The organism is Ruegeria sp. K5 (assembly GCF_056531805.1).
On record NZ_JBQFML010000002.1, the window covers coordinates 13,176 to 36,057 of the forward strand.

A 22,882-nucleotide genomic window follows, 5' to 3' on the forward strand; every position below is an offset into this window, starting at 1 on the left:
ACCCCTATTGCGTTCAGGTTCGGTTCGCACATCTATTGACGTTTGCGCCAATTGAGGTCGGCGCAAGATCGGGGCGGGGGACCTCCCGCCCATCGTCGCGGCCCCTTGCGGGGCAGCTTCTCTGGTTGGGCCGGGCAGCGCTGGCGCGCTGCGGGCGAGCCATATGATGATTTCATGATACGGGATTACCGGGGTTGCACCTGACCGCGCATTCGGGAAAGTTGAGCCATGGAATACTCACCTTTCCCAAGCTGGCCCGATGTCGCCCCTCGTTTGATTGCCGTAGCAGCCGGTCGCGAGGCGGCAGATACGGTCATTCGTGGTGGCATCTGGGTGAATGTGCACAGCCGCGAGCTGTTGCCGGGACATTCCGTCGCCATTGCCGAGGGGCGGATTGCCTTTGTCGGACCTGACGCCGGGCACTGCATTGGCCCCGACACCCAGATCATCGAGGCGCAGGGGCGCTATATCCTGCCCGGTCTGTGTGACGGTCATATGCATATCGAATCCGGCATGCTGACCCCGGCCGAATTTGCGCGGGCCGTGATCCCGCATGGCACCACCTCGATGTTCACTGATCCGCACGAGATTGCCAATGTGCTGGGTCTGGACGGTGTGCGCATGATGCATGACGAGGCGCTGCTGCAGCCGGTGAATATCTTCACCCAGATGCCCTCTTGCGCGCCCTCGGCCCCCGGATTGGAAACGACCGGCTATGAGATCACGCCCGAGGATGTGTCGGAAGCAATGAACTGGCCGGGAATCATCGGGCTGGGTGAGATGATGAATTTCCCCGGTGTCATCCACGGCGATCCAAAGATGCTGGCCGAAATAGCAGCCACCCAGCGCGCCGGGAAAACGGTGGGCGGGCATTATGCATCGCCTGATTTAGGGCCTGATTTTGCAGCTTACGTCGCAGGTGGGCCTGCGGACGACCACGAAGGCACCTGCGAGGCTGACGCGATTGCGCGTGTGCGGCAGGGGATGCGGTCGATGATGCGGCTGGGCTCGGCCTGGTATGACGTAGAAAGCCAGATCACCGCTATCACTGAAAAGGGACTGGACCCGCGCAATTTCATTCTGTGCACGGATGACTGCCACTCGGGCACGCTGGTCAATGAAGGCCATATGAACCGGGTCGTGCGCCACGCGATTGCCTGCGGCTGCGATCCTCTGGTCGCGTTGCAAATGGCAACGATCAACACCGCCAGCCATTTTGGGCTGGAGCGTGAAATCGGCTCGGTCACGCCCGGGCGGCGGGCCGACATTATCCTCAGTTCCGACCTTAGCACGCTGCCGATTGAGACGGTGATCGCCCGGGGGAACGTTGTGGCCGAGAACGGCGTCATCACCGTGGACTGCCCACATCTGAACTGGCCCGACAAGGCACGCAACACGGTGCATTTGGGGCATAACCTGACCTCAGGCGATTTCGAAATCAAACCGCCTGCGGGCGCGAACAGGGTTCAGGCCAACGTCATCGGCGTTGTCGAGAATCAGGCCCCGACCAAAGCGCTGAAGGCAGAGCTGCCGATCATCGGTGGGCTGGTCGAGGGTGAAGGCGATGTCTGCCAGATTGCATTGGTGGAACGGCACCGCGCCACGGGCGGCGTGACAAACGCCTTTGTCTCGGGCTTTGGCTATCAGGGGAAAATGGCCATGGCCTCGACCGTGGCGCATGACAGCCACCATATGATCGTCGTGGGCACCGACCGCGATCAGATGGCCCTTGCCGCAAACCGTCTGGCCGAAGTTGGCGGCGGGATCACCCTGTTCCGCGACGGGCAAGAGATTGCGCTGGTCGAACTGCCCATTGCCGGTTTGATGTCCGACAGCCCCGCCACGCAGGTCGCGGCGAAGGCGGAACAGATGGTCGAGGCGATGAAGGCCTGCGGATGCCAACTGAACAACGCGTATATGCAGCACTCGCTTCTGGCGCTGGTCGTGATCCCGGAACTCAGGATATCCGACCTGGGGCTGGTGGATGTGCGGACATTTGAAAAGATAGACCTTCTGGAACCACTGGCATGACAACAATAAAAACACCTGACGCACCAAAACCGGAACAATTCACCGACCCGGACGCCGCCGTCGCGCGGCTGGAGCTGCTGTATAAGCAAGCCACAGAGTTTCTGTGCGACAGCTTTGCCTCGGCCCTGCAAAGCGGCGCGCCGTCTGAACGATTCAGAGCATATTACCCGGAAATTCGTATCAAGACGTCCTCTTACGCACAGGTCGACAGCCGGCTGAGCTTTGGTCACGTGTCCGAGCCCGGCATCCACGCAACAACCGTGACGCGGCCTGATCTGTTCCGGTCCTACCTGACGCAACAGATCGCTTTGCTGATCAAGAACCACGACCAGCCGGTGACCATCGGCGCATCGGACACCCCGATCCCGGTGCATTTCGCAGTGGCCAACAACCCCGATCTGGTGGTTCCGCATCAGGGCGCGGCCGGGTTCACCCTGCGCGACGTGTTCGACGTGCCGGATCTTACCACCACCAATGACGACATCGTCAACGGCGTGCATGACCATGATGAGGTCGGCCCGCTGGCCCTGTTCACTGCGCAGCGCGTGGATTATTCGCTGGCGCGCCTGTCGCATTACACAGCCACCGACCCCAGCCATTTCCAGAACCACGTTCTGTTCACCAACTACCAGTTCTACGTTTCGGAGTTCGAGAATTACGCGCGCGAACAACTGGCTGATCCGAACAGCGGCTATACCAGCTTTGTCTCGACCGGGAATGTCGAGATCACGACCGCGGACGCGACGCTGGAGCAGCCTTTGAAACTGCCGCAGATGCCGACCTATCACCTGAAACGGGCTGATGGCTCGGGGATCACGTTGGTCAACATTGGGGTTGGCCCGTCGAATGCCAAAACCGCGACCGATCATATCGCTGTTCTGCGCCCCCATGCCTGGCTGATGGTCGGGCACTGCGCCGGTCTGCGTAACACGCAGGCGCTGGGGGATTTTGTTCTGGCCCATGCCTATCTGCGCGAAGACAAGGTGCTGGACGATGACCTGCCCGTCTGGGTTCCGATCCCGCCATTGGCCGAGATTCAGGTGGCGTTGGAACATGGCGTGGCCGAGGTTACCAAGCTTGAAGGGTATGAGCTGAAGCGGATCATGCGCACCGGCACAGTTGCCTCGGTCGATAACCGCAATTGGGAACTGCGCGATCAATCCGGCCCGGTGCAGCGGCTCAGCCAATCCCGCGCGATTGCGCTGGATATGGAAAGCGCCACAATCGCCGCAAATGGCTATCGATTCCGGGTGCCCTACGGCACTTTGCTATGTGTGTCGGATAAGCCGCTGCATGGGGAATTGAAGCTTCCCGGCATGGCCTCGTCCTTCTATACGACGCAGGTCAGCCGCCATCTGGCGATTGGAATACGAGCGATGGAACACCTGCGCGGTATGCCGCTAGAGCGTTTGCACAGCCGGAAATTGCGGTCTTTCGACGAAACAGCCTTCCTGTGACGCAAAAAAGCAACGAAATCCCCATATTTTTAGGGGTTTCAGCGCTACTATTCGTTGTGTTCGCCCACAATATCCCGTTACAGTTACGCGGTGAGGCCCTATTTATCGGGCACGTTAAGGAGACCAAGAAATGGCAAAGCCTATGACAAAGACTCAGCTGGTTGCTGCTCTCGCTGAGGAAATGGGAACCGACAAGAAATCCGCAAACTCCGCGCTGGAGGCCATCACCGGCCTGATCACCCGCGAAGTTTCGGCTGGCGGTGCCGTCACCCTGCCCGGCGTTGGCAAAATCTACTGCCGCGAACGCCCCGAGCGCATGGTGCGCAACCCCGCCACCGGCGAGCAGTTCAAGAAAGAAGCCGACAAGGTGGTCAAAATGACCATCGCAAAGGCACTGAAAGACAGCGTGAACGGCTGATTTCAGTCTTTACGGACAATGACGAAGGGCCGCCGGTTGGGGGCCCTTTTTCAATGGAGGCTTAGCAAAACCTCCAGGTCGCGACGGCTGAGACGTTCCATCAGGGCACGCTCTTCTGCTGTTAGGCGTGCGTTTTTACGGATGTATTTCTCCAGATAGGCCGCAATGTCACTGGTGGGTCGGTAGTAGAGATCGGGATCAGATGCGCTGAGCACCTCAATCAGACGCAACAGAGTTTTCTTCTGCTTCTCTGCATCCAGATCTTTTCTGTTTTCTTCCAACATTACAAAGCTTTCCCGATTTCCCGGAGAGAAGGATAGCGCGCAGCCGCGGGCTTCCAAGCCCGGGGAAAGAAAACGGGCGCCCATCGAGGCGCCCGCTATTGGCTTCGTGTGGTTTGGATCAGTGAACCGTCTCAACCTTGTGGAAGTCCAGATCGCGGCCTTCGGGCATTGAATCGATGCTCAGCACCTCTTTGCGCTTGGTGATCAGGATATAGACCACGCAAGCCAGATAGAGGCCGACCACAACCGCGCCGATCCACTGGATCTGCAGCCACTGGCTTTGGAACAGCAGGGTCAAGATGAACAGCATGGCAACGTTGCCGGCCACGTAAGGCAGCTTGCCGAACCGTTCGACCGTCATGTTCAGGTTGTCCGTGTACAGGCGGATCAGCGAGTCCAGCGAGTTGATCACGAAGGTCACGCCCACGATCACCATGGCGATATTGGTGATGCCCGCCGTGTCGATGCCGTTCAGGTGGTAGTAGTAGAGAACGGTGAACCAGATCCCCAGCGGGATCGACGGGAAGATCAGCAGCGCCGCCAGCAACTGCCATGTGGTCAGACCACCGACAAAGCGCGAGGTGAACTGGCCGATCATGATTGACCATGCAAACCACCAGAACAGGTAGAAGGCGTGATAGTCGGTCAGCGGCAGAACGAACTTGTGGATGTTGGCAAAATACGCGCCGATATTGCTGCCGGTTTCAAAGAACCCGGTCAGGCCCATGCCGCCTGCAATCCACATGCCGATGATCAGCGACAGGAACAGGAAGGTCGAGCCCACCGACAGGATCCGCACATATTTCAGGTCGGTCGACGAATAGGCCGCCGCCAGAATAACCACGAATACAATGACATAGAAGGTCGTCACCACGGATTGACCATCGCCGATTTCGGGGATGTAGCCGGGCAGATAGATCAGGAACAGGCTGGCGGTGAAGGCACAGGTACCGATGATCACCACGTTGTTGATCAGTTTGACCAGCGGGATCTCAAAGAACTTCACACGTGGTTCGATCACGCAGAAATAGAAAGCCGTCAGGAAGTAGAACGCCCAGATCAGGAAGCCCCAGAACCCGAACTCGATCGCCAACGGGTTGGCGAAGGCGTAGGCCGGCTCTTCAGCATAGCCGCCGAACTCGGTCAGGGGGAACATGATCAGGCCAACGTCCAGCCCGGACGTGAACAGGATCGCGATAAAGGTGAACAGGTGGACGGGGGTGACGCCGACACAGCGCAGGTTCCACCATTTCACCACGAAGAAAGCGACCAGGCCCAGGGCCAGCAGGACGCCGAAAGATAGAATGTACTCCAGTAGCACTGACACACCTCCCTTATTTGGTCAGATCGCACCTTTGTATGTTTAATTGGCTGGTCAATCAACAAAAATGGACGAAATGATCGTTACGGCCAAGTATTAGCCGATCTGATCCCACTTTGGGATCAGAAAACGCAGCTTAAGTCTGGAAGGTTCAGGGCCGAGGCGTTCAGCGCAACATGCCTTCGACCCTGGTCAGCAATTTGCGCGAATCCGGCCTGACATTCGACCCGTAGGTGGCGGCAACTTCGCCCTCTGGATCGACCAGGATCTTGTTGAAGTTCCAATTGGGCACAAAGCCCGTCTGCTGGGCCACAGCCTTGTAAAACGGATGCGCATCCCCACCGGTGACCGGTGTGATATCGGTCATTGGCAGGGTCAGACCATAGTTCATCTCGCAGAACTGTTTGACCTCATCTGCGGAACCCAGCTCCTGATTGAAGGAATCGGACGGAACGGCCAGCACCACCAGACCGCGCGGCGAATACGCCTCGTGCACGTCCTGCAAGGCGGCGTATTGGCCGGTGAATCCGCATTGCGAGGCGGTGTTGACCACCAACACGGGTTGTCCGCGCCAATCCTCGATGGACAAAGTGCCGCCATCAATCGACGCAAACTCGCCCGTTAGCGGGGCCGCCTGAACGGACCGACCCACCAGAATCAATGCGGTCAAAAGCAGTACTCTGAGCATGGGCTGTCCTCCTTTTGTTAATAATACGCCTGAACCCGACCAGCAGATCACTTGCACGAAGCCGAGAGGCGGTTGAAATATGCCTTTGCATTCGCGATCCCGCACCCCAAATATTGGCTCAAAGAAACAAGACCCGGAGACGCCATGACCCGCTATAGCAAAGACCCCGAGGCCATTGCCGCTCTTTCCCCCGAAGAATTCCATGTAACCCAGCGCAACGGCACCGAGCGCCCGGGAACCGGCAAGTATCTGGGAAACAAGGAACCCGGCATCTATGTGGACATCGTATCGGGCGAGCCTTTGTTCGCCTCGACCCATAAATACGAATCCGGTTGTGGCTGGCCCAGCTTCACCAAGCCGATCATCTACGAGCATGTGGAAGAGTTTCGCGACACCACCCACGGCATGATCCGGACCGAGGTCCGCTCGAAACATGGCGACAGCCATTTGGGGCATGTGTTCCCCGATGGCCCTCGTGAACATGGTGGGCTACGATATTGCATCAATTCCGCCTCGCTGCGGTTCGTCCATCGCGATGAGATGGAAGCCGAAGGCTATGGCGAATACCTGATTCATGTGGAGGATATCTGATGACCGAACAACGCGCCGTTCTGGCCGGAGGTTGCTTTTGGGGCATGCAGGACCTGATCCGCAAACTGCCCGGCGTATCCCGCACCCGCGTCGGTTATACCGGCGGCGATGTGCCCAACGCCACCTATCGCAACCACGGCACCCATGCCGAAGGGATCGAGATCTGGTTCGACCCGACGCAAATCACCTATCGTGAGCTTCTGGAGTTTTTCTTTCAGATCCACGACCCGAGCACACCAAACCGACAGGGCAATGACCGCGGGATGAGCTATCGCTCGGCCATCTATTTTGTGGATGATGCCCAGAAACAGGTGGCTCTGGATACGATTGCCGATGTGGACGCCAGCGGCCTGTGGCCCGGCAAGGTCGTGACCGAGGTCGAACCTGTCGGCGAGTTCTGGGAAGCCGAGCCGGAACATCAGGACTATCTGGTCCGCATCCCGCATGGCTACACCTGCCATTTCCCGCGCAAGGACTGGGTCCTGCCCAAGCGCGACGCGGCTGAATAACAATCTCCCCTCAGACTTCTGAGGGGGTCTAACCCGTGGCCACCCGAGGGCGACCGCTGGCTTCAACGGTCAGCATCGCCTCGACAAACACATCCCGTTCTTCCACCCGCGCCGTTCGGATGTCGCGGTCGACGACGACCCGGATGTCCTCGGCCCCGGCATCGCGTACGGCACCCTCAGCCTCGGCGCGCAGGACCCGTTCCAACAGGGCCAGCGCTTCATCCGAGGCGCCGAAATCCTGCGGGCCGTCCTCAAGATGAACGCGGTACCGGCCTTCGGTCGGAGAGGTCACTGTTCCCGACCGCCGCAAAGTCAGCCGCCCGACAACCGCACCGATGGCGTTGGCGACGCCCGCATGGTCCGGCAGCACCATCTGGCAACGCAGCCGATCCCCCACCGCAGGGTAGTAGCTGGGGGCCGAGGCGCCCAGCCCCACCACATCCACGTTCAGCGCTGCATCCAGCGCCAACAAACCCCGGTGCTGCGCCAGCCCGCGTTGGGTCAGAACATGCCGGGCCAGGTCCTTGGGTACGAGGCCGAAATCATCGGCCTCTTCGGCAAAAGCAGCCTCTAACAAGGTCAAACTGGTCTGTTCGGTCAGTTGGTCGATGATCATTTGCGCCAGCTGCTCGGGCGATGTGGCCAGCATGTCGCCCGACCCGACCCGCTTGCGCGCCACCAGTTCCAGCGCCTTGCGCGCAGCACTTGCATCCCACGCATCGACCCGCCCCAGCACATGGCTGGCATCGGATGGTGTCACCCCCGAGACCTGAACAATTCCGCGATCCACCAACCGGGTCAGCGCACCGTTTTCCATCCGCGTCCGCAACAAGGCACCAAGCGGCAGAACCTGATCGCCCAACCTGTCCAACAGCGCCACTTCCCGCGCGCCGACCCCATCGGCATGGACACCCGGCACACGGCGGGCGAACCGCGTGTCATGCTCTCCGACCGTTGTTGCGCGCAGTTGTTCGTCCAGAACGGCGTGAACGACCCCTGGCGCTTCGGATGCAATCAGTGACACAGGCAAAACTCGGCGCGGCCCAAGGAACACACCTCCGCCCAAACCTTCGGTCACCACATGCACCTGACTGTCGCCGCCCAGCCCATGGGTCCGCATGGCGACCGCTTCGACCATGGTGCGAAACCCGCCAACCTGTGCGCCCGCCGGATCAATCGCCGGTTTGCCGTCCCGGATCAGCGCCACGTCAGTGGTCGTCCCGCCAATGTCCGAGACCAAGGCGTTCTCGGCCCCCGTCAGCCACTTCGCCCCTACAATCGACGCGGCGGGGCCGCTGAGGATGGTCTCGATGGGTCGTTCGCGGGCCTGTTCGGCGCTCATCAACGCGCCATCGCCACGCACCACCATCATCGGCGCGGTAATGCCCAAGGCCAGCAACTGATCCTGCGCGCGCCCGATCAAACGGTCGATCATCCCGATCAGCCGGGCATTCAGCACCGCCGTCACAGCGCGTTTAGGCCCGTTCAGCTTGGCCGACAGGTGATGAGAGCACGTGACCGGCGCACCGGTCTTTTCCGCGATGATCCGCGCCGCCTCCAACTCATGCGCCGGGTTGCGGGTCGCGAATTGGGCGGCAACGGCAAAGCCTGAAATCCCTTTGTGAGAGTCTAAGAACGCCTCCAGCGTCTCTGTATCCAGCGGCCTCACTTCACCGCCCGCATGGCTGTGCCCACCGGCAACGACCAACGCCGGATCGCCCTTCAGCGCATCCTTCAACCCGTGCTTTTCAAGATCACTCTCTTTGAATCCAACATAGATCAGGGCCACGCGGCCGCCCTGCCCTTCGACCAGAGCGTTTGTTGCCAATGTGGTCGACAACGACGCCATCGAGATCTGATCGGGCGTGACCTGCGCCTCGTCCAACACGCCCGAAATTGCTTTGCCCACTCCGATCGCCAGATCGGTCCGCGTTGTCAGGGATTTGGCCGAGGCGATCACCTCACGCTCATCCCGGATCAACACTGCATCGGTATAGGTTCCGCCCGTATCCACCCCCAAAGCCAACGCCATCGGGTCCTCCATCTGTTCGCTTCGCATGGGTTTAGAGGTTTGGACCGCGGCGTCCAGCCTGTTTGCGGCATTCAGGGCAGTCGATTCACCGCCCAGCGCGCCGCATCTGCCACCGTTGGATCAGGATCATCGGTCAAACGCAACGCCACGGGGCGCAACGCCGCCTGCCCGGAATTGCCAATCGCATAAAGCACATTGCGCACAAACCGATCCCGCCCGATCCGCTTGATCGGCGAGCCCGAAAACTTCGCCCGGAAGGCGGCATCGTCCAAAACCGCCAGTTCCGCCAGCGCGGGGGCCTTCAGATCATCGCGAGCCGCATATCGGATGTCACTGGCGGCCACGGCAAACTTGTTCCACGGACAGGCCGCCAGACAATCATCGCAGCCATAAATCCGGTTGCCCAACTTCCCGCGCAACTCTTCATCCACCGGGCCTTTGTGTTCGATGGTCAGGTAGGAAATACATCGCCGCGCATCCAACTGATACGGGGCCGGGAATGCATCGGTCGGACAACTGTCCAGACAGGCACGACACGATCCGCAATGATCCGTCTCGGCCATGTCCGATGCAATGTCCAAAGTCGTGAAAACAGACCCTATGAAAGCCCAATTGCCCCAATCCCGGCTGACCAGATTGGTGTGCTTGCCCTGCCATCCCAACCCTGCCGCATGCCCCAAGGCCTTTTCGGGCACCGGAGCAGTATCGACAAACACCTTCACCTCACCCCCGGCTTCGGCAATCAGCCACCGCGCCAACCGCTTAAGGCGCTTCTTGACAAGATCGTGGTAATCCTTGTTCTGCGCATAAACCGAAAGCGCACCGCGCTCGGGATGTGCCAACACCTCAGTCGGGTCATGCTCGGGCGTATAGCTCTCGGCCAACATGATCACCGAACGCGCCTCGGGCCACAGCGTCGCCGGATCACCGCGCCAATGGGTCCGCTCGGCCATCCAACCCATCTGCCCGTGATAACCGGCGTCCAGAAATGCCGCCAACCGGTCCGGCACTTGCGGCACATCCCAAGGCCGACAGACCCGACAGGACACAAAGCCCTCGGCCAAAGCCTGCTCTACCAGCTTGTCCTTTAAACCCGATCCGCTCTTCATCTGGCCATAAATATCCTCGGGGGTGAATTGGCCTGCAAGGCCAAGAGGGGGCAGACAGCCCCCTACCCACCCTATCAGAAATCCAGATCGGCGTAATGGGGCGGGGGCCGGAATCCCGGCACCTGATCCGCCAGGATCGAGCGGAACGCCGGGCGCGACTTGATCTTGGCGTACCAGTCCTTCACCGCCGCACTGCGATTCCAATCCACATCCGAGATGTAATCCAGCGCCGACAGATGCGCCGCCGCCGCGAAATCGGCCAGGGTCATCTGATCCCCGGCCAGCCAGCGCCGATGATCCAGCAGCCAGGCCATGTAATCCAGATGATACTTGATCGCCCGCGCACCTTCCTTGACGTTCTTGCTGTCGGGATAGCCCTGCCCGGTCATCTTCTTGTTGACCCGCTCATACAGAAGCTTCGAGGTCACCTCGTTATGAAACTTGTCATCGAACCAGCCAACCAGCCGACGCACTTCAAACCGGGCTTCGGGCGATTTTGGCATCAGCGGCGGTTCGGGTCGGGTTTCTTCGATATATTCACAGATCGCAGCGCTTTCCGACATGATCTGCCCATCCAGCCGCAACACAGGCACTTTGCCTGCCGGGTTGCGACGCAGGAAATCCGGGTCTTGCTCCCAGTATCTTTCTTCGACCAGTTCGACCTCGATCTTCTTTTCTGCCAAGGACAGCCGAACCTTGCGGCAGTAGGGGGACAGGGGAACGTGAAACAGACGCGCCATGGACTTCCAATCGAACCAGTGAATACTCTTCTGCTTTAGCCCCGAGAGGCGTCAGGTTTCAATCCTCGAAACAATCCGCGCGACCATCTGCGCGGATGGTGGCCGCCCCCTCGAGAATCGCCGCGGCCCGTCTGCGGGTGAAAACCGACGGGTCCGTGACCGAGCGATTGCGCGGCGAGGGCAGGATGGCCGCAATCCGCCCCGCCTGCGTCGGGGTCATATTCGCCGCGCTGACACCGAAATTGCGCTGCGCCGCAGCCTCGACCCCGAAGATACCGGTCCCGGTTTCGGCAACGTTCAGATAGACCTCAAGTATACGCTGCTTGCTCCAGAATATTTCGACCACCGGCGTGATCGAGGTTTCCATCGCCTTGCGCACCCAACTGCGGCCCTGCCACAGGAACACATTCTTCACCACCTGCTGCGTGATGGTCGAGGCCCCTCGACTGCCGCCATCCTCCAACGCATCCCGGATCGCTTCGACGTCAAACCCCCAATGCAGGCAGAAATTCGCGTCCTCGGCCGCGACAACCGACCGGGCCATGACCGGATTGATCTGTTCGATCGGCACCCAGTCGCGCTCGACCTTGCCCAACCGCCGCCATTCTGACCAGATCGTGTGGGTGATCGGCGGGTTCACGACCGAATAGAGCAAAATCAGCCCTAGCACAAAACACACAACGCCCAACGCCGCGCGCGTTACCCAACGGCGCAGTTTCTGACCCAATGGCATTGTCTTTTTGCGTGCCTTGCTTTTCTTGCCGCTCGATTTGCGGGCTGCTTTCTTTGCCATATCTCAGCTATACGACGCACGAGGCCGCTTTGAAACGGCCTAAATCGCGATTGCCCGTGCTTCGCGCGCAGGCACGACCGGGCGGGCGGTGTCGGGCATCCTGGCCCCACGCGCCTTCAATTCCGGAAACAGATGCAGGATTTCGGCCTGTGTTTCCCGTTCAGGCGTTGTCAAGGCGTGACCGGGGTAATAGCTTTCGCTTTTTGCGCCATTGGCAAAGATGATCTCGTGCCGTTCGAACAACAGGTGGATATAGTCGACCTGTCCGCCTTCGACCCGCCTCACCGTGTCGCCGTTCACCAGACAATGGGCGGCAATCAACGCCTCGGGGTGGCCAAACAACAGCGGCGCGCGCCAGTCTTCGATCAGCATGCGGTGTTGTGGTGAGACCAGCAGCGGTTGGTCCAGCCCCAGCACGCCCGCCTGGAACTGAACGGGTGCCAATTTGCCTTCGGCCTCAACAGTGGTGCGCCCGACCCAGATCAGCGGTTGCGGGCCGTGATCCACAGTGGTGACAAGGTCGCCTGCAATCAGCGTTTCCACTGCCCGCGGGCCTTGCGGCGTGGCGATCATGGTGCCCGGTGTAAAGCATGGCGGGCCCAGATCGGTGGTCACGTCCAGCGGGCCTTGCGTGGTCACAAAGGTTGTGGACGCCAGCGTGCCGGGCTGCAGAACCGACCCGTCCGTGGGCGTGAACACACGTGTGCCATCCGCCAGATAAAAGGTCGTGCCGGTGTAGGTCGCAGTGCCACCGCCCGTCAGGTTGATGGTCACCGTGTCCCCCGGCCAGGACGAGGTCACCAACTGACCGTTCACGGTATCGCCAGTGCCGGCTTCGATGTCGAAATCGTCATCATCATCGACCAGATTGTACTTTTCGACCGATATGGCCGTCCCGGCCGGAGGCGGGTTGGCCGGATCGAACGCGTAGAACTGGTCAAGGTAAGTGGTCGGCATTCGGCACCTCCTGTTCGACACCGCAGCGCGGCCACAGCATTATGGCAATTCATCACTAAAGCGTGAACAAAAGGCTAGGCGGGATGGTTGCGATCCAGCAAGACGCGCAGACGATCCACGCCAATAAGAAAGGCCCCGCGTGATTCAAAAGTCACGCGGGGCCCTGTTTTTGACTGTATTGGCGGCTATTCCGCCGGAACAGCGGCAACTTCGCTTGTCAGCGGATGGCTGAGCTTGTTCAGCATCTCTTTCGGGCAGACCTGCAGGAAGTTGGCTTTTTCCACATCCCAGTGTTGCAGAATGTCGGCGGCCTTGCGGCTGTAGGTCTCGGCCGCGTGACGCTCGATCAGTGATTTCAGCTGATCCACCCAATGATCCACGGTCACCGGACAGGTCACCAGAGTCTCTTTGTTCATCAGCAATTCGGCCTTGCCTTCGGGATCGTACAGATAGGCCATGCCGCCGGTCATGCCGGCCCCGAAATTGGCCCCGATATCGCCAAGGATAACGGCCACGCCACCGGTCATGTATTCACACCCGTTCGAACCACAGCCCTCGATCACCACTTTGGCACCCGAGTTGCGCACGGCAAACCGCTCACCTGCGCGGCCCGCTGCGAACAGATGGCCATCGGTGGCCCCATACAGAACGGTGTTGCCGATGATGGTGTTGTCATCTGCCTTCAACGGGCTGACCTGCGGGGGGCGCACAACAATGGTGCCACCTGACAGGCCCTTGCCGACATAGTCATTTGCGTCGCCCGACACTTCCAGCTTCAGCCCCGGGGCGGCAAAGGCCCCCAGCGATTGCCCCGCCGAGCCCTGCAGTTTCACATGCAGATGGTCGTCCTGGAACGTGTTCCGCATGCCGAAATTCTGCACGATATGGCTGGACACCCGCGTGCCCACCGTCCGGTGCGTGTTCTGGATCGCGTAGGACAGTTGCATCTTTTCACCGTCTTTCAGGAACCGTGCCGCATCGCGCACGATTTCAGCGTCCAGAGTATCCGGCACCGCGTTCCGATCCTTGTCACGGTCATAGACGATGTCATGTGCGCCATCGACGGTGATCAGCAGCGGGTTGAGGTCCAGATCGTCCAGATGGGCCGAGCCCCGGCTGACCTGAGCCAGCAGATCGGCACGCCCGATGATCTCATCCACGGACCGGGCACCGAGGCTGGCCAGCACCTCGCGCACTTCCTGCGCGTAGAAGGTGATCAGGTTGACGACCTTGTCCGCGTTGCCGGTGAACTTGGCGCGCAAGCTCTCGTCCTGCGTACACACACCAACCGGGCAGGTGTTCGACTGGCACTGACGCACCATGATACAGCCCATCGCGATCAGGGCGGCGGTGCCGATGCCGTATTCCTCGGCCCCCATCATCGCGGCCATGACGATGTCGCGCCCCGTGCGCAAGCCACCATCGGTGCGCAGAGTCACCCGGTCGCGCAAGTTGTTCATCGCCAGAACCTGATGCGCCTCGGTCAGGCCCATCTCCCACGGCAGACCGGCGTATTTGATCGACGTCGCCGGAGAAGCCCCGGTGCCACCATTATGGCCCGAAATCAGGATCACATCCGCCTTGGCCTTGGCCACACCGGCAGCAATCGTGCCAACGCCCGAAGACGCCACCAGCTTCACCGTCACCTTGCAGCGCGGGTTGATCTGTTTCAGGTCATAGATCAGCTGCGCCAGATCCTCGATCGAGTAGATGTCGTGATGCGGCGGCGGCGAGATCAGCGTCACGCCCTTGGTTGAATGGCGCAGACGCGCGATCAGATCGGTGACCTTCATGCCGGGCAATTGCCCACCCTCACCGGGTTTCGCACCCTGGGCGACCTTGATCTCAAGCTCTTCGCACTGGTTCAGGTATTCGGCAGTCACACCGAAGCGACCAGAAGCCACCTGTTTGATCTTGGCCGAGGGGTTGTCGCCATTGGGTTCCGGCACAAAATGCGCCGGGTCTTCGCCACCCTCGCCCGAGTCGGATTTCGCACCGATCCGGTTCATCGCCACGTTCAGCGTCTTATGCGCTTCGGGCGACAGCGCGCCCAGCGACATGCCCGGCGTGACAAAGCGCTTACGGATCGAGGTGATCGATTCCACCTCTTCAATCGGCACCGGCTTGCCCAGCGGTTTGAAATCCATCAGGTCGCGCAGGTGGATCGGCGGGTTCGACTGCATCTTGGCCGAATACTGTTTCCACAGCTCATATGAGGCGCGGTTGCAGGCCATTTGCATCATATGCATCGAGGTCGCTTCCCACGCGTGGGTCTCACCCGATTTGCGCGCTTTGTAGAAACCACCGATGGGCAGCACGTCCAGACCGCTGTCCCAGCCTTTGGCGTGGATTTCCTCGACCTTGGCCTGAATACCGGTGACGCCGATACCCGAGATCCGGCTGGTCATGCCCGGGAAATACTCGGCCACCATGGCGCGGCTGAGGCCCACGGCCTCAAAGTTCAGACCGCCACGATAGGACGAGATCACCGAAATCCCCATCTTGGCCATGATTTTCAACAGGCCCTGATCGATGGCTTCGCGATACCGCGCCACGTTTTCGGTCAGCGTCCCGTCCAGCAACCCGCGGTCAATGCGGTCGGCCAGCGAATCCTCGGCCAGATAGGCGTTCACCACGGTCGCGCCGCAACCGATCAGAACCGCAAAGTAATGCGGATCGACGCATTCGGCCGACCGCACGTTCAGCGAACAGAACGTCCGCAGCCCCTGCCGCGTCAGATGCGAATGCACCGCGCTGGTCGCCAGAATCATCGGCATCGCCACACGACCCTGACCCGAGTTCAGATCGGACAGGACCAGATGACCCGCGCCCGAGCGCACGGCCTCTTCCGCTTCGGCTCTGATACGGGCCAAAGCGGCGCTGAGCGCGCCCCGGCCGGGTTCAAAGCTACAGTCGATCTCGGCCAGAGGAGAGTTGAAGTTTTCAACCAGCTTGTCCCACTGCGCGTTACCGACAAAGGGGCTTTCCAGCACGATGATCTCGGTCTGGCTGCTGTCTTCATCCAGCACGTTCTTCAGGTTGCCGAACCGCGTCTTCAGCGACATCACACGGTATTCGCGCAAGCTGTCGATGGGCGGGTTGGTCACCTGGCTGAAGTTCTGGCGGAAGAAATGGCTGAGCGGACGGTATTTCTTGGACAGAACCGCCGAGGGCGTATCGTCACCCATCGAGGCCAAAGCCTCTTTCCCATCTTCGGCCATGGGCGCGAGGATTTGCTCCAGTTCCTCGACCGAGTATCCTGCCGCGATCTGACGTTTGCGCAGTTCATCGCCCGAGAAGATCGGAGCCTCGGACACACCTGCCAGCGTATCGTCCACATCGTTGATTTTGCTCACCCAGTCGCCAAACGGCAGCGCGCGGGACAGTTTGTCCTTGATCTGCTTGTCGCGGAACAGTTTGCCCTTCTTCATGTCCACTGCCAGCATCTGACCCGGACCAAGCGCGCCTTTTTCGGTCACGGTGGCCTCATCGATTGGCACCATACCGGTTTCAGACCCCGCGATGACCAGCCCGTCACCCGTCACAACGTAACGCATCGGGCGCAACCCGTTGCGGTCCAGACCGGCACAGACCCAGCGGCCGTCGGTCATCGCCAAAGCGGCGGGGCCGTCCCACGGCTCCATCACCGAGTTGCAATAGGAATACATATCGCGCCACGCCTGCGGCAGTTCCACCGCCTGCTTGGACCAGCTTTCCGGCACCAACATGGTTTTCGCCATCGGGGCCGAGCGGCCCGCGCGCACCAGAACCTCAAAAACCGAGTCTAATGCAGCCGAATCCGACGATCCCCCCGCGATGATCGGCTTGATGTCTTCGGCATAGTCGCCAAAGCTGTCCGAGGTCATCCGGATTTCATGGCTTTTCATCCAGTTGACGTTGCCCTTCAGCGTGTTGATCTCGCCGTTATGGGCCAGCATGCGGAAAGGTTGCGCCAGCCACCATTGCGGGAAGGTGTTGGTCGAATAGCGCTGGTGATAAATCGCGAATGCGGATTCGAAGCGTTCATCCATCAGGTCCGGGTAGAACACGGCCACCTGCTCGGCCAGCATCATGCCTTTGTAGATGATCGAGCGGCAGGACAGCGACGCCAGATACAGCCCGGAAATCCCAGCGGCCAGGGCAGCCTTTTCGATCCGGCGACGGATCACGTACAGCTCGCGCTCGAACGTCTCTTCGTCCACGCCTTTTGAATTCGAGATCAGGATCTGCTCGATCTCGGGCCGGGTAGCGTTGGCCTTGTCGCCCAGACAGGTCACATCGACCGGTACGTGACGCCAGCCATAGATGTAATAGCCCATGCGCAGAACTTCGGTTTCCACGATGGTCCGGCAGCTTTCCTGCGCCCCGAAATCGGTACGCGGCAAGAACACCTGACCGACGGCGATCAACTGATCCAGATTGGGCTCGTGCCCGGTGCGGCGGATCTGGTCATAGAAGAATGGAACCGGAATTTGCACGTGGATCCCCGCGCCATCGCCGGTCTTGCCATCGGCATCCACCGCGCCCCGGTGCCAGATCGCCTTGAGCGCATCGATCCCTGCATCCACAACCTTGCGGCTTTTCTTACCATCGACCGAGACAACAAGACCCACACCGCAGGACGAATGCTCCTCATCCTCGGAATAAAGACCGTTTTCCGCCATCCACTGGCGTTTGGCTTCTTCGGCCCGCACCCAATCGGCATCATATTTGGTCATTGGCTGTCTCCTTCTTCCGAGGGGGCTTAATTCGCTTTGGTATCTGGCTTATTCGGCTGCGACAGCAGCTTTGGCGTTGAACCGGTCGATGATCGCGTCGGCACAATCGCGCCCGTCACGGATGGCCCAGACCACCAGAGAGGCCCCGCGCACGATGTCACCGATGGCATAAACGCCGTCCATCTCGGTCTCACCGGTCTGGAAGGCGGCCTTGACGGTACCCCAACGGGTCACGGGCAGATCGGGCTGGCCGAACAGGGTGGGCAGGTCTTCGGGCTCGAAGCCCAGCGCCTTGATGACCAGATCGGCCTCTTCCACATAATCCGCGCCTTCGATCACCTCGGGGGCCTGACGGCCCGTGGCGTCGGGCTGACCCAGACGCATTTTCTGCACCATCACGCCCGAGACGGTATCGTCGCCGGTAAAGCCCTTGGGCGCGCTGAGCCATTCGAAGATCACGCCTTCTTCCTCGGCATTCTGGGTTTCGCGCTGCGAGCCGGGCATGTTCGCGCGGTCGCGGCGGTACAGGCATTTGACCGAAGTGGCCCCTTGCCGGATCGAGGTGCGCACACAGTCCATCGCGGTATCGCCACCGCCGATCACGACGACTTTCTTGCCATCGGCGTTCAGGCGGCCATTGTCGAAATCTTCGACCGCGTCACCAAAGCTTTTGCGGTTCGAGGCGGTCAGGAAGTCGATGGCCTTTTCGATGCCGTTCAGCCCGCTGCCCGGCATCGACAGGTCGCGCGATTTGTAAACGCCGGTCGCGATGATCACGGCGTCATGCTTGGCGCGAATCTCGTCGAATTTGGCAGCGTCCACGTCGCAGTTCAGCACGAACTCAACCCCGCCATCGGCCAGCAGGTCGTTGCGGCGCTGCACGATGTCCTTTTCCAGCTTGAAGCCCGGAATTCCGTACATCAGCAACCCGCCGGCGCGGTCATAGCGGTCATAGACGGTCACCTGAATACCGGCGCGACGCAGCATGTCGGCTGCCGCCAGACCGCCGGGGCCACCACCGATGATGCCAACGCTTTCGCTGCGCTCGGCCCCCGGAACCACGGGCTTGACCCAGCCTTTGTCCCATGCCGTGTCGGTGATGTATTTCTCGATCGTCCCGATGGTGACGGTGCCATGGCCGGACTGTTCGATCACGCAATTGCCTTCGCACAGGCGATCCTGCGGGCAAATGCGGCCACAAATCTCAGGGAAGGTGTTGGTGGCCTGACTGGTCTGATACGCCTCTTCCAGACGACCCGTCGCGGTCAGGTTCAGCCAATCGGGGATATTGTTGTGCAGCGGGCAGTGCGACTGGCAATAGGGCACACCACACTGGCTGCACCGGCTGGCCTGCTCTGCCGCCTTGTCCGCCGCAAACTCGGCATAGATTTCGTCAAAGTCTTCCTTGCGGTCATCAGCGGCACGCTTTTCCGGCATGACGCGGTCGATCTGCACAAATTTCAGCATCGGTTGCTTGGCCACGGGTCAGACTCCATGAATTGGCTTGGTCGGGCCTGTTTAAGAGATGCAGTTTGGGATGAAAAGTAAAAAGTGCTGACCTAAATTGGAAAAGTTTGCGGTATCTTGCTAATCTCGGGAAATTGCTGCTTGATTTTAGTTCCGATTCGGACCTATCAACGCGCTTTCCTTTTGAGAGCCACCGGAATACCCATAAAAAGTAAAACAATTTGGTAGCAGTGCAGCAGGTTAAATGAGTCTTTTTCACTTGATTCTCGTAGCGATAATTCAGGGGATAACTGAATTTCTGCCGGTGTCTTCATCGGGCCATCTGATCCTGCTGCCCAGCCTGACAGGGATGGAGGATCAGGGCCAAACCATAGACGTCGCGGTTCATGTGGGCACGCTGGGCGCGGTTGTGCTGTATTTCTGGGCGGACGTGAAATCTGCCCTCTCCGGCGTGCCCCGCGCCCTAAGAGGCCAAACCGATACCCCACAGGCCAGGCTGGCCCTGGGGCTGATCATCGCGACGATCCCCACCGTTCTTGCCGGGCTTGTCCTGTTTCTGACCGGGCTGAGCGATGCGATGCGTTCGATCGCTGTGATCGGCTGGACAATGCTGCTGTTTGGCGTGTTGCTGTATTGGATGGATCAAAAGGGTCCGCAAACCAAGGTGGCAAAGGATTGGGGCCTGCGGGACGCGGCGATCATGGGCCTGTGGCAGGCCATCGCCCTGATCCCCGGTACATCGCGGTCCGGCATTACCATCACCGGCGCCCGGCATCTGGGATACACGCGCGAGGACGGGGCCCGCATTGCCATGCTGATGTCGATCCCGACAATCATCGCCTCGGGCGTCTTGCTGTCAGCGGATGTGATCCATCAGGCCGATGCCAGCCTTGCCAAAGACGGGGCGATTGCCGCTGCCTTCGCCTTTGTCTCGGCGCTTTTGGCGCTTAGCCTGATGATGCGCCTGCTGCGCAGCGTCAGCTTCACCCCATACGTGATTTACCGCGTGATTCTGGGCATCGTCCTGCTGGTGATTGCCTACAGCTGATCAGGTCCGCAGGTTATCCGCCGAATTCTGGATGTCGTCATACTGGCCCGAGGGGCGGAATTTCCACAGGTACTCGGGCAGAACCGACGCAAGCGTCGTGGCTTCGATCCCAAGATCATCCAGCGTTTTTGCACCCTCTGACACAACATTGTCCCGGCGCAGGTTTTTCAGCTGATCGCGGGTCAGGATGTTATTGGGGAACAGCTGGAAGCTGACGAATTTGGCAATATCCAGAACACCGGCCATGATCTTGGCCACAAAGAACGGTACACCCAGAATGATCCGCCGACGGTGAATGACCTCCAGCATCTGCTGCATCAGGGTGCGAAAGGTTTTGACCTCGGGCCCGCCCAATTCGTAGACCCCGGCCTGCGCCTGACCCAGAACCCCTTTGACCGCCGCCCGCGCGACATCGTCCACATAGACCGGCTGGAATTTCGTATCGGCACCGACCAGAGGCAAAAACGGACCCAGACGCGCCATACCTGCAAAGCGGTTGAAGAACTGATCTTCCGTGCCAAAGACAAGCGACGGGCGCAGGATCACGGCGTCGGGCATATGCTGCAGCACGCCCGCCTCCCCCTGCGCTTTGGTCTGCGAGTATGTGCTGGCCGCTTCTGCATCCGCACCAATTGCCGAGATATGAACCATACGCGCGACACCCTGCTGCGCCGCCAACCGCGCGATCCGCTCGGCCCCTTCGGCCTGCACGGCGGCAAAATCATTGTTGCCAAGCTCGTTCAGGACGCCCACGCAGTTCACGACCGCATCCGCACCCTGCATAGCCTGCGCAACCGACGCATCATCGCGGATATTGCACAAGACCGGTTCGACCTGACCAACCACGCCGTAGGGTTTGACAAACATGGCTTCGTTCGGTCGGCGCACCGCCACACGCACGCGCCACCCTTCACCCGCCATCCGTCGCGCGATGTAGCGCCCGACAAAACCCGATCCGCCGTAAATCGTGACCAGTTTGGACATGGGTGACCTCCTGCTGACTTTATGAGGAAAAGACGTAGCGCCCAGATCGCTTCGAAACAAGGCGCTAATTCGCCACGTGGCAACATCGGCACAATGCCTGATTGGGGGCGTAATCGGCCTTGTTCAAAAAACTTTCAAAAATCTCCCCGAATCCGGTTGACGCCCCCCGCCACTGGGCTTAAACGCCCCCTCACGACACCTGCCCAGGTGGCGGAATTGGTAGACGCGCTAGCTTCAGGTGCTAGTGTCCGTATGGACGTGGAGGTTCGAGTCCTCTCCTGGGCACCAAATCCCCCAAAGATGCTATTTGAAACCACCCGTGCGCGGGCGATGTTTGCTGTCATTTACAATCTCACGACACCGATTGCTCGGACACGATTTCACCGAAGCGGGTGAAGAACTTGCCGGACAGTTTCTTGGCTGTTCCCGCGATCAAGCGGCTGCCCAATTGTGCGATCTTGCCGCCGATATCGACCTTGGCGGTGTAAGCCAGCACCGTCTCATCGCCATCTTCGGTCAGTGTTACCTCGGCTCCGCCCTTGGCGAACCCGGCGGCCCCGCCTTTGCCTTCGCCATTCAGGGAAAACCCATCCGGTGCGTTAGAGGTGTCCAGCGTCACCTGACCGGCGAACTTGGCCTTGACCGGGCCGATTTTCAGCACAACCTTGGCTTCCAGATCCTCGGGCGAGTTCTGAACCAGTTCCTCGCAACCCGGAATACACTCTTTCAGAATCTCTGCATCATTCAGGGCGCGGTACACCACGTCACGGGGTGCGGTGATACGGATTTCGTCGCTCAGTTCCATTCAGGCACTTCCTTTATTCAACAACATCTTGGGAAGACGATCAGCGCCATTTCGGCCGCGTCTTCCTGGTTGGGATTGGGGCGGGCGGGCCAGAGTGCGGCGCACCATCTACGCAAGCTTTTCGTCATGAGAGACCTCCTTAGTCGTATCACTGTTCCGCCAAAGCACAATCTCGGCCAGGATCGACAAGGCGATTTCGTGCGGATCGATGGCGTGAATGTCCAACCCGGCAGGCGATTTCAGACGCGCAACGCACAACGGGTCCATGCCCTGCGCGATCAGTTTCGCCACCAGCGTATCGGCCTTGCGGCGGCTGGCCACCATCGAGACGCGCGCGGCCGGTGTCTCCAACGCAGCCTTTAGCGCCGCGCCATCGTTTTGGCCCTGAGACGCGACCACCACGAAATCCCGCGCCTCGACCCCAAGTTCGGACACCTGATCCAACGAGAACCGGGTGCACTCAGCCGATGCCTCTGCGCCGTCGTCAAGACAGACGCGCAGCCCGGCCAAGTTGCCGTGTTCGGCCAATGCCGAAGCGATGGGCGAGGCACCAAAGATCACCAGCCGGGGCGCCTGTTGATACGGCTCGACCAGCAGATCAACCGTGCCGCCCGACGGGCATCCGCTTTTGAAGGTTTGCACGCCATCCGGGTCCGTCATCGTCACCACCTTTTCCGAAGGTTTCACGCGGATCATCTGCGGCGTCCCACTGGACAACGCCTGCTGTGCCGAGGTTCGAACCGCCCGCTGTACGCACGCTCCACCCAGATGGCCCAGAATCTCTCCACCCCGCGTCACAGCCGCCTTTCCACCCGCCTTGGCCGAGGTCGCATCCGCCGTCCGCAGAACAGTCGCGATACAGAATGGCTGACCGGTTTGCCGAAGCTGCTCAATGGTGTCGAATATGTCAAAATTTCCCATGTTAGACCC

At 60.1% G+C, this 22,882-nt stretch carries 19 protein-coding genes and 1 tRNA gene; 7 read left to right on the forward strand and 13 right to left on the reverse strand.

Going from position 1 to position 22,882, the window contains the following annotated elements:
* Positions 1–228 precede the first annotated feature (228 nt).
* The 3 genes from ade to ACR0MO_RS09480 all read left to right on the forward strand — a co-directional run bounded on the left by ade (position 229) and on the right by ACR0MO_RS09480 (position 3,906).
* Positions 229–2,031, forward strand: coding sequence for an adenine deaminase (gene ade, locus ACR0MO_RS09470; RefSeq protein ID WP_480890923.1), 1,803 nt, complete (start codon positions 229–231; stop codon positions 2,029–2,031).
* Positions 2,028–3,488, forward strand: coding sequence for an AMP nucleosidase (locus ACR0MO_RS09475; protein WP_170453277.1), 1,461 nt, complete (start codon positions 2,028–2,030; stop codon positions 3,486–3,488). The genes ade and ACR0MO_RS09475 overlap by 4 nt, the downstream gene beginning before the upstream one ends.
* Positions 3,489–3,618: 130 nt before the next feature.
* Positions 3,619–3,906, forward strand: a complete 288-nt coding sequence (locus tag ACR0MO_RS09480; RefSeq protein ID WP_170453278.1) for an HU family DNA-binding protein — start codon at positions 3,619–3,621, stop codon at positions 3,904–3,906.
* A gap of 50 nt (positions 3,907–3,956) precedes the next feature.
* On the opposite strand, the gene ACR0MO_RS09485 is transcribed toward ACR0MO_RS09480, so the two are convergent.
* From ACR0MO_RS09485 to ACR0MO_RS09495, 3 genes are all read right to left on the reverse strand, one after another.
* Positions 3,957–4,274: a hypothetical protein gene (locus ACR0MO_RS09485; RefSeq protein ID WP_480586661.1), complete on the reverse strand. Its 318-nt coding sequence runs from the start codon at positions 4,272–4,274 to the stop codon at positions 3,957–3,959.
* A gap of 34 nt (positions 4,275–4,308) precedes the next feature.
* Positions 4,309–5,505 (reverse strand): BCCT family transporter, encoded by a 1,197-nt coding sequence (locus ACR0MO_RS09490; protein ID WP_170521370.1) that lies wholly within the window; start codon positions 5,503–5,505, stop codon positions 4,309–4,311.
* Between the two features lie 172 nt (positions 5,506–5,677).
* Entirely contained in the window at positions 5,678–6,199 is a 522-nt protein-coding gene (locus tag ACR0MO_RS09495) for a glutathione peroxidase (protein ID WP_480780853.1), read from the reverse strand.
* Positions 6,200–6,343: 144 nt separating this feature from the next.
* Between ACR0MO_RS09495 and msrB the strand changes: the two genes are divergently transcribed.
* Entirely contained in the window at positions 6,344–6,790 is a 447-nt protein-coding gene (msrB, locus tag ACR0MO_RS09500) for a peptide-methionine (R)-S-oxide reductase MsrB (protein WP_480780852.1), read from the forward strand.
* Positions 6,790–7,299: a peptide-methionine (S)-S-oxide reductase MsrA gene (msrA, locus tag ACR0MO_RS09505; protein ID WP_170735397.1), complete on the forward strand. Its 510-nt coding sequence runs from the start codon at positions 6,790–6,792 to the stop codon at positions 7,297–7,299. Before msrB ends, msrA begins: the two co-directional genes overlap by 1 nt.
* 28 nt (positions 7,300–7,327) lie before the next feature.
* On the opposite strand, the gene ACR0MO_RS09510 is transcribed toward msrA, so the two are convergent.
* The 7 genes from ACR0MO_RS09510 to ACR0MO_RS09540 all read right to left on the reverse strand — a co-directional run bounded on the left by ACR0MO_RS09510 (position 7,328) and on the right by ACR0MO_RS09540 (position 19,130).
* Complete coding sequence (locus ACR0MO_RS09510) at positions 7,328–9,331, reverse strand: hydantoinase/oxoprolinase N-terminal domain-containing protein (RefSeq protein WP_480891257.1); 2,004 nt, start codon at positions 9,329–9,331, stop codon at positions 7,328–7,330.
* Between the two features lie 71 nt (positions 9,332–9,402).
* Positions 9,403–10,440, reverse strand: coding sequence for a tRNA epoxyqueuosine(34) reductase QueG (gene queG / locus ACR0MO_RS09515; RefSeq protein ID WP_480890926.1), 1,038 nt, complete (start codon positions 10,438–10,440; stop codon positions 9,403–9,405).
* 74 nt (positions 10,441–10,514) lie between these two features.
* Positions 10,515–11,180: an FtsZ-binding protein FzlA gene (fzlA, locus tag ACR0MO_RS09520; protein ID WP_480890929.1), complete on the reverse strand. Its 666-nt coding sequence runs from the start codon at positions 11,178–11,180 to the stop codon at positions 10,515–10,517.
* 58 nt (positions 11,181–11,238) lie between these two features.
* A complete protein-coding gene (mtgA, locus tag ACR0MO_RS09525) occupies positions 11,239–11,973 on the reverse strand; it encodes a monofunctional biosynthetic peptidoglycan transglycosylase (RefSeq protein WP_480890932.1) in 735 nt (244 codons plus the stop codon).
* 39 nt (positions 11,974–12,012) lie between these two features.
* A complete protein-coding gene (locus ACR0MO_RS09530; RefSeq protein ID WP_480890934.1) occupies positions 12,013–12,930 on the reverse strand; it encodes a Hint domain-containing protein in 918 nt (305 codons plus the stop codon).
* Between the two features lie 185 nt (positions 12,931–13,115).
* Positions 13,116–17,648, reverse strand: coding sequence for a glutamate synthase large subunit (gltB, locus tag ACR0MO_RS09535; RefSeq protein ID WP_170453285.1), 4,533 nt, complete (start codon positions 17,646–17,648; stop codon positions 13,116–13,118).
* A 48-nt stretch (positions 17,649–17,696) separates the two neighbouring features.
* Entirely contained in the window at positions 17,697–19,130 is a 1,434-nt protein-coding gene (locus tag ACR0MO_RS09540) for an NAD(P)-dependent oxidoreductase (RefSeq protein WP_170520799.1), read from the reverse strand.
* A gap of 229 nt (positions 19,131–19,359) precedes the next feature.
* On the opposite strand from ACR0MO_RS09540, the gene ACR0MO_RS09545 reads away from it, so the two are divergent.
* Complete coding sequence (locus ACR0MO_RS09545) at positions 19,360–20,163, forward strand: undecaprenyl-diphosphate phosphatase (RefSeq protein WP_480890937.1); 804 nt, start codon at positions 19,360–19,362, stop codon at positions 20,161–20,163.
* Here ACR0MO_RS09545 and ACR0MO_RS09550 read toward each other — a convergent pair whose 3' ends face one another.
* A complete protein-coding gene (locus ACR0MO_RS09550) occupies positions 20,164–21,147 on the reverse strand; it encodes a complex I NDUFA9 subunit family protein (protein ID WP_480890939.1) in 984 nt (327 codons plus the stop codon).
* Between the two features lie 201 nt (positions 21,148–21,348).
* On the opposite strand from ACR0MO_RS09550, the gene ACR0MO_RS09555 reads away from it, so the two are divergent.
* Positions 21,349–21,435, forward strand: a tRNA-Leu gene (locus tag ACR0MO_RS09555).
* A 64-nt stretch (positions 21,436–21,499) separates the two neighbouring features.
* Here ACR0MO_RS09555 and ACR0MO_RS09560 read toward each other — a convergent pair.
* The gene (locus ACR0MO_RS09560; protein ID WP_170453301.1) at positions 21,500–21,952 is read right to left on the reverse strand and encodes an SRPBCC family protein; all 453 of its coding nucleotides are present in this window, start codon (positions 21,950–21,952) and stop codon (positions 21,500–21,502) included.
* A gap of 108 nt (positions 21,953–22,060) precedes the next feature.
* Complete coding sequence (locus ACR0MO_RS09565) at positions 22,061–22,873, reverse strand: XdhC family protein (RefSeq protein WP_170735476.1); 813 nt, start codon at positions 22,871–22,873, stop codon at positions 22,061–22,063.
* Between the last annotated feature and the right edge of the window lie 9 nt (positions 22,874–22,882).